The organism is Methylobacterium sp. E-066 (assembly GCF_022829635.1).
In the GTDB taxonomy this organism is placed as follows: domain Bacteria; phylum Pseudomonadota; class Alphaproteobacteria; order Rhizobiales; family Beijerinckiaceae; genus Methylobacterium.
In genome coordinates, this window is the sequence record NZ_JAKSYO010000095.1 from 24,667 (window position 1) to 32,588 (window position 7,922).

General features: G+C 67.9%; 5 protein-coding genes. 2 read left to right on the top strand and 3 right to left on the bottom strand.

The genetic code is table 11. The annotated features are described in order from the left end of the window. Positions 1-85: 85 nt before the first annotated feature. Positions 86-2,119 (top strand): TonB-dependent receptor, encoded by a 2,034-nt coding sequence (locus tag MKL20_RS12895; protein WP_244036994.1) that lies wholly within the window; start codon positions 86-88, stop codon positions 2,117-2,119. Positions 2,120-2,141: 22 nt separating this feature from the next. Here MKL20_RS12895 and MKL20_RS12900 read toward each other — a convergent pair whose 3' ends face one another. Continuing rightward, positions 2,142-2,468, bottom strand: a complete 327-nt coding sequence (locus MKL20_RS12900; protein ID WP_244036989.1) for a DMT family transporter — start codon at positions 2,466-2,468, stop codon at positions 2,142-2,144. Positions 2,469-2,799: 331 nt separating this feature from the next. Between MKL20_RS12900 and MKL20_RS12905 the strand changes: the two genes are divergently transcribed. Continuing rightward, the gene (locus tag MKL20_RS12905; protein WP_244036990.1) at positions 2,800-4,029 is read left to right on the top strand and encodes a serine hydrolase domain-containing protein; all 1,230 of its coding nucleotides are present in this window, start codon (positions 2,800-2,802) and stop codon (positions 4,027-4,029) included. A 330-nt stretch (positions 4,030-4,359) separates the two neighbouring features. Here the strand turns inward: MKL20_RS12905 and MKL20_RS12910 are convergent, their stop codons facing one another. Then, positions 4,360-5,754: a DUF4105 domain-containing protein gene (locus tag MKL20_RS12910; RefSeq protein ID WP_244036991.1), complete on the bottom strand. Its 1,395-nt coding sequence runs from the start codon at positions 5,752-5,754 to the stop codon at positions 4,360-4,362. 211 nt (positions 5,755-5,965) lie between these two features. Next, on the bottom strand, positions 5,966-7,711 hold the full coding sequence (locus MKL20_RS12915) for a hypothetical protein (protein WP_244036992.1): 1,746 nt from the start codon (positions 7,709-7,711) through the stop codon (positions 5,966-5,968). Positions 7,712-7,922 lie beyond the last annotated feature (211 nt).

The following is a 7,922-nucleotide window of genomic DNA, read 5'->3' on the forward strand; positions in this document are numbered from 1 at the left end:
AAAACTTTCCACGCTGACGACCATAAGCCTCGCGGTCCTGATTCCGGCGGCGTCCGCCCAGGACCGGCAAGCCGCCGAGACCACCCTGGACGAGATCTCGGTCACCGCCGAGCCTTCCGCGCCGCCGCGGGGCGGTGCCGCTGCGAGTGCGGGCTATGTCGGCGGCGTGACCGGCATCGGCGGCCCGCTCCTGACCGTGGATTCCGCCAGCGCGGGGGTGATCACCGGCGCCCAGCTCAACAGCCGGCCGGTGACGCGCCCCGGCGAGGTGCTGGAGGCGGTGCCGGGCCTGATCGTCACCCAGCACAGCGGAGAGGGGAAGGCCAACCAGTTCTTCCTGCGCGGCTTCAACCTCGATCACGGCACCGACATCGCCCTGTTCCTGGACGGCATGCCGCTCAACATGCGCACCCATGCCCACGGCCAGGGCTATGCCGACATCAACTTCCTGATCCCGGAACTCGTCGGCGCGGTGGAGTTCCACAAGGGGCCGTACTTCGTGCGCGACGGCGATTTCGCCTCCGCCGGCTCGGTGCGGATCGACTATCTCGACACCGTCCAGAAGAACCTCGCGCTCACCTCCATCGGCAGCTTCGGCTACAAGCGCGCCCTCAGCATCGCCTCGACCCCGCTCGGCGACGGCAACCTTCTGGTTGCGGGTGACGCGCAGGTCTATGACGGGCCCTGGGTGGTCCCGGACGCCCTGCGCAAGATCAGCACCGTCGCCCGCTACAGCCAGGGCACGGCGCTCGACGGATTCTCGGTCACCGGCATGGCCTATGCCAGCCGCTGGACCGCCACCAACCAGATCCCCGAGCGGGCGGTCGTCCAGGGGCTGATCGGCCGCTACGGCACGATCAACCCCACGGATGGCGGCGATACGAGCCGCTTCTCGCTGTCCGGCCGCTTCAGCAGCACCGACGACACGGGCGTGACCCGGGCCTCGGCCTACGTGATCCGCTCGCAGCTCAACCTGTTCAACGACTTCACCTATTTCCTCAACGATCCGGTCAGCGGCGACCAGTTCCACCAGCTCGACCAGCGCATCATCGGCGGCGGCGAGGCGCTGCACATCTTCCAGGGCGAGTTGTTCGGGCGGCCGATGGAGAACGAGATCGGCGTGCAGACCCGAACCGACAGCATCCGGGTCGGCCTGTTCAACACGACGAACCGGCAATACCGCTCGGGGGTGCTCGACGACCGGGTGCTGGAGACGAGCGGCGCGTTCTACTTCGACAACCGGGTGCGCTGGACCGACTGGCTGCGCACCAGCCTCGGCTTCCGCGCCGATGGCTATTATGCCCGCGTCGCCTCGGACACGCCGGCCAATTCCGGGCGGGCGCGCGATGCCATCGTCAACCCGAAGCTCGGCCTGACCCTCGGTCCGTGGTTCGACACCGAGCTCTACGTGAATTACGGCGGCGGCTTCCACTCGAACGACGTGCGCGGCGTGACCGCCACCGTCGATCCGGCGAGCTCGCTGTTCAACACCACCCGCGCGCCGTTCCTCGTGCCTTCGACCGGCTACGAGGTCGGCCTGCGCAACCGCTCGATCGCCGGGCTGGAGACGAGCCTCGCGCTGTTCCGGCTCGACTTCGCATCCGAAAACCTGTTCCAGGGCGATACCGGCACCACGGAGCCGAGCCGCCCGACCCGGCGCTTCGGGGTCGAGTGGACCAACCGCTACGCGGTGACCCCGTTTCTCTCGCTGGAGGGCGACCTGACGATCACCAATGCCCGGTTCTCCGACGTCGATCCGGTCGGCAACCGGGTGCCGGAGGCGCCCACCACCATCGCGTCGGCCGGCATCACCTTCGGCGAGCCGCTCGGCTGGTTCGGCTCCCTGCGGTTCCGGTATTTCGGGCCGCGCCCGCTGATCGAGGACAATTCGATCCGCTCGCGCCCGACCGCCCTGTTCAACGGCCGGGTCGGCTACGCCTTCGAGAACGGGGTCAGCGTCTCCCTGGACGTGCTCAACCTGACCAACAGCCGGTCCGACCAGATCACCTACGCCTACGTCTCGCGCCTGCCCGGGGAGCCGGCCGAGGGCCTGATCGATCGCGTGTTCCACCCGGTCGAGCCCACGGCCGTGCGCCTCACCATCGCGGGCCGATTCTGAGCATGCCGAAGCCGGGGCCGGCTCAGTGCTGGCCCTGCCCGGACGCCAGGACGGCCACGCCCACCGCGATGATCGCGATCCCCACCAGCATGGTCGGGCTGATCGCCTCGCCGTACAGCCACGCGCCGCCGAGCGCCGCGCCGATCATGCCGACCCCGGACCAGATCGCGTAGACGACCCCGATCGGCAGCATGTCCATGCTGTTCGACATCAGCCACAGGGCGGTGCCGTAGCCCACCGCCACGATCAGGGTCGGCACGGGCCGCGTCAGGCCGTCGGCGGCCTTCAGGGCCAGGGTGGCGGTGACCTCCGCGCCGATCGCGAGCCCGAGGATCAGGAAAGGGTTCATCGCGCGGAAGACCTTTTGTGCAGGAACGGAGCCAGCCTCAAATGAAACCCGGCTTTTCGGGTCACCATAGACGATCAGACAAGGACGGCAGGCTGGCGTTTGTGCGCAGCCGTCTCACCCCATAAGATGCCGCCAGACTTCGACAGCCCTTTTCCGTGGAATCCATGAACATTTTCGGATCGCCCGCGCCGGACACGTGCGGCTGAGATCCGAATTCAACGTCCGGCCCGGTTGGCCCTTCGTTAACGCCTCCTCATCATGGTCGCCGCGCGCGCCGGACCCCGGTCGACGGCGCCCTGACCGTGACGATCCAGAGCGACACCGATCCATCATGACCTCGTCGTCCGCGATCCCGGAGCCTTCGGCCCGTCCCCGCCCGGGGCGCCGGCGGGGCCCGCGCTGGGGCGTGATCGCCGCGGCCGGCGGCATCGTGGCGACGGGCTGCGCCTGGACCGCCACCACCCTGATCGACGTCCCCGATCCGGTCACCCTGGCCGCCCTGGCGGTCCTCGAGCCGTCCGCGATCGGACCGTGGTTCCCGAGCCGGGTGGTGCAGGCGCCCGAACAGGCCCGCGACCTGGCGTTCCGGCCGAGCCCGATCCTCGATCGCGTCCCCTGGAAGGGGAAGCCGGTCCCCCTCGCCACGATGCTGGCGGAGACGCACACCAACGCTTTCCTGGTGGTGCAGGACGGGGTTCTGATCCACGAATGGCAGCGCCCCGGGACCGGCCCGGCGACCCTGTTCCCGTCCTGGTCGGTGGCGAAGTCGATCGTGTCGCTGCTGGTCGGCGCCGCTGTGGCGAGCGGCAAGCTCGCGGAGACCGACCGGGTCTCGGCCCTGCTGCCCGAGCTGCGCCACGGCGCGGTGTTCGGCCAGATCACCGTGCGCGACCTCCTCGACATGACGAGCGGGATCGCCGTGCCGGAGAATTACGACCCGCAGCATCCGCTCACCGGCACCGCCGGGATGTACCTGACCCGGGACATCACCGCCTTCGTGCGCGACAACGCGCATCTGGCGTTCAAGCCCGGCAGTCAGGGCCGCTACCGCAGCATCGACACCGAGTTGCTCGGCCTGATCCTGGCGCGGGTCGAGGGCAAGCCGCTGGCGGACCTGCTGTCGGAGCGGATCTGGAAGCCGATGGGCGCCCAGGCCGACGCCACCTGGAACCTCGACCGGGCCGGCGGCATCGAGAAGGCGTTCTGCTGCATCAACGCCGTGCCCCGCGACTTCGCCCGCCTGGGGCTCCTGGTGGCCGACCAGGGCCGCGCCGGGCAGAACCGCATCATCCCGGCCCGCTGGATCGACCGGATCGAGACGCCGGCCCGCCGGGCGGTCGATGGCTGGCAATACTCGGCGCAATGGTGGCACGCCCCCGGGGGCGACGAGAGCGACATCTCGGCGATCGGGGTCTACGGCCAGTACGTCTACGTCAACCGCGAGACCGGCACCGTGATCGTGAAGCTCAGCGACCACGGCGCCGAGCAGGACGAGGTCGACACCCTGTCGGTGATGCAGGCCATCGCCGGCGACCTCGCCGCCAACCGCACGGCCCGCTGACCCGGCGCGCCGCCCGCCCCTGACAGACTCAAACATCTCTGGATGCGGCGCGGGTCGCCCCTCCCGTGCGGGCTACGATGTTCACACATCGGCTTGCCAAAGCCGCGCCGCGCCCCCTCTCCCGTGCGGGAGAGGGTTGGGGTGAGGGACTAGGTCTTTCCGGAAAGGTCGCATCCCTCACCCTGTCCCTCTCCCGCACGGGAGAGGGGACCTGCGCCACATCCGGGGATGGGTGAAGCCGATAGCCCGTGCGGGAGAGGGAGCAGGTCGCGCTTCGCCGGAAACGACCTGCGAACATCCTAGGCAACAGCCGGGAGGGCAGGGAGGCCGCTAGGCCTCGGTCGGGCCCGCATCCGAGGTGGGCCGGCGCCGGGCGAGCTGGTACAGCCGGGTCAGCGACCCGGCCCGTCCGTTGCGGATGAACCGCCGGCCGACATTGGCCCAGGCGATCGACGTGACCGGCGAGGCCGGGTCGACCAGGGCGCTGAGCGCCCGCGTGTAGTCGAGCACCAGCCCGGGGGTCCAGGTCATGGACCGGGCGCCGTTGCGCAGCAGGGCCGCGGCCCAGAATTCCGGGCTGGTCAGCGCGTTGGCGAGGTTGCGCCAGGGATGCCCGTCGCGGCTGAACGCGCCCTCCACCGCCACGTCCAGGGCGCGGGCGACGGTGGTCGAGCAGTTGCGGCTGATGAAGTTGTAGGTGGTGTCGCGCCGATAGGCCTCCCAGAACGCCCGCAGCCGGGCGCCATCGACGCCGTTCAGCGTGACCGCGACGGTGGCCTCGCACCAATCCGCGACCTCCTCCCGATGGGACGGCAGGAACCGGCCGGCGACGTCGTTCTCGGGCCCGGCGCGCAGGCTCGACCGGAGGTTGGCCGGGGAGCGATCGATCTCCACCGCGGGATAGTGGCTGATATAGAGGTCGCCCGCCTGCTCCAGGGCGGCGTGGCCGGTGGAATACCGCCCCGCCACGTCGATGGAGGCGACGTAGCGCCGGACCAGCCGCTGCGCGGCGGGCGTGGTGGCCTGGCCGGTCGGGGTCCAGACATAGACCGTCAGGCTGTCCGACGCCGCGGCGGGTGCGGCGACCGGCACCGGAGCCATGCGGTGTGTGCGCAGCCCCGCCAGGACCAGGCGCGCGCCGTTGAGGATGAGGAACATCCCGATGCAGTAGCCGACGGTGCCGACATACCAGGTCGGCCAGGGCTGCAGGTGGAACAGGCCGAAGGCCACGCCCAGCGCGCCCAACGCCACCGAGGTCCGCCATTCGGGAAATTTCAGCAGGCAGGCGAGGACGATCCGGATCGCGCCATCGACCAGGAAGGCGGTGCCGCACAGCATCGCCAGCAGGAAGAAGCTCGTGGGCGAGGCCATCATGATCAGGATCGCGGCCACGGACAGGAACAGGCCCTTGAAGACCCGCAGCCGCCGGGCCGCCCCCGCGGCGATCAGGCCGGTGCCGAGCGAGCCGAGGCCGTCGGCGAGCAGGAGCAGGCCGAACCAGCGTTCCGGGATGTGGACCGCCCCCGCGAAGGCGTCGATCATCACGGCCACGCCCAGCAGGGCCAGAGCCACGCCCGCGGCCAGGATCAGGTGCACATGGCGGCGGACCGCCTCACCGCCGACCAGCACCTGCCAGAGCGGTGCCATCCGGGCATTGCCCCCACGGATCGGACGCTGGGGATCGGGACCGTCATGCCGGTGCGGCGGGGAGGGGCGATGGGACATGACCGGTCGTCTTCGGAAGCGCAGGTGCGGCCCGCACCTTTCACGAGTCGCCTGAGGACTCTGTTAATGGACGTGCCGCCGCCGCGCCTCCCGGCCTGGTATCCACCAAGCACAAGCGGCTTCGCCCAACCACCCGATGAAACACAATCCTGGGAGCGGCACCGGGTTCACCCGAACCGGTCACCGCTCCCGAGCCTCGCATCAGCGCAGATCAGTCCTTGCGCACCAGAACCGACGGAACGTCCGATCCGCCGAGGCCCAGATCCGAGAGCTTGTAGGAGATCTGGGCGAAGGCGCCGTAGCGATCGGTCTCGAACTTGGTCGGGCTGCCGGGATAGAACGGGAACTTGATCCGGCCCGAACCGGTCTGCATCCGCCAGTAGCGGCCCCCGACACCGACGCTGACGGCCGGCGTCAGGTCGTACGAGAGGATGCCCTCGGCGAAGTAGCCATCCCCGTTGCCCCGTTGCGGGAGCGGGTTGATGTCGGGCCGGAGCCAGTGGCGATCGACGCCGGTCGCGGCGGCGATGGGCAGATAGGCGCCTTCCAGGCTGACCTTGAACCGGTCGAACCGCGCTGCGCCGATGAGGCCGATGCGCAGCGCATTCCAGCGCAGGTTCTCGGTCAGGACCTTGATAGTGTCCGGCACGGCACCGCGGCCCGCACAGAAGTCCCCTCCAGCCACCTGGGTGCAGCCATAGCCGTTGGCCAGTTCGGCGTCGTACTGGTAGCCGACGAACCCGCCCAGGCTGAAGCCATCGCGGCGGAGCAGCGTGTAGCCGAGATCGATGGCACCGTAGCTGATGTCGCCGTCTTTGATCGGCGAGAGGGTCTTCGAATAGGGGCGTGTGACGGGCGGGAAGTCCTCATCGTAGAGGCGGCCGGAGGTGGTGCCGCCCGATCCGAGAAAGCCCTTCGCGAACAAGCCCGTCGGGTTGTGGTCGACCCGGGCGAAGCTCTCACCGGCATGGGCCTCAGTGTTCTGATAGGTCAACCGGGAATTGACCTGGCCGCGCGTGAAAGGGTCGCCCAACGTGTAGCGTGGGCCACCGGAACTGTAGAAGTAGCGCAGGCCGCCCTCGAACCCCCAGATTCCGGCCCCCGCAGAGGCAAAGGCGAACCGCGGAACCTGCACCCCATCGCCGAACCGGTAATTGAGGCCGACCCGGGTCAGGAACCCGTCCGTCGTGGCGCGCGTGCCGATGCGATAATCGGTCGAATCGTCGAAGACCGCACGGTTGCCGAGATTATAGTACAGGCCCTCGATCTTGGCCGAGAGATGCTGGCTGAAGGCATATTCGAGTCCGCCACCGACCACGTAGCCGAGGCGGACGTCACCGCGGCGGGCGTCGAACCGGGGACCGAAGTCACCAAGGAGGGTTTGCGTCGTATCGACACGAACGTTGCCGACCGCGAGGCCTCCGGTGGCGTAGGCCAGCGTTCGGCCGGCGGCGAGACCCACCTTCCCGCGCAGGGTCGTGAGATTATCCAGCCGCTGCCCGGCATGCGCGGTGCTGAACCGGTAGCCCTCCCCGCCGACGACCGGGAAAGTCCCTTCGCGGGACCCGTAATCCCAGAGGCGGGTGAATTGATAATCCGCCGCGCCGCCGACGAGCAGGTGCGCCCCGAACAGCCTGTTGTAGCCGATCTCGCCACCCGCGATGAACGCGCCATCGCTTCCCTTTCGGGTCTCGATGATCGGGCAGCCATCCGCGCCGCGTTTCCCGTTCGGCCCGACGCAATCGAACCGCGTCGCGCTTTCCAGGTCTCCATACCCCGCGAACAGGCCGCTGTAGAAGCCGGACCAACCCGGCACAGATACGCCTCCCGATTCGATGATCGATCTCTTGATAAAATCAGCCGCATACGAATTATTTAACAGAGCGGCTTCAATAAACGCAGCAAAAATCAATCTTTTCATCGTACAATCCGATTTGTATGTCTTTATCAGATCCATGCTCGATCGAATCGGTACGTATCACCAAGACAAAGCTTGAGCAAATTAGAATTTTTCTATCCTAATTGACATAATTATCTATCAGTATTGTATTTGATTTGATAATTGCAATAGATATAACGCAAAAAACTTATAAGAATAGCCGGACACTTCATGCCGTGACATTTCCCGGCTCACAATGGTCCATTCCATTGTCCCACAGACTTCATCG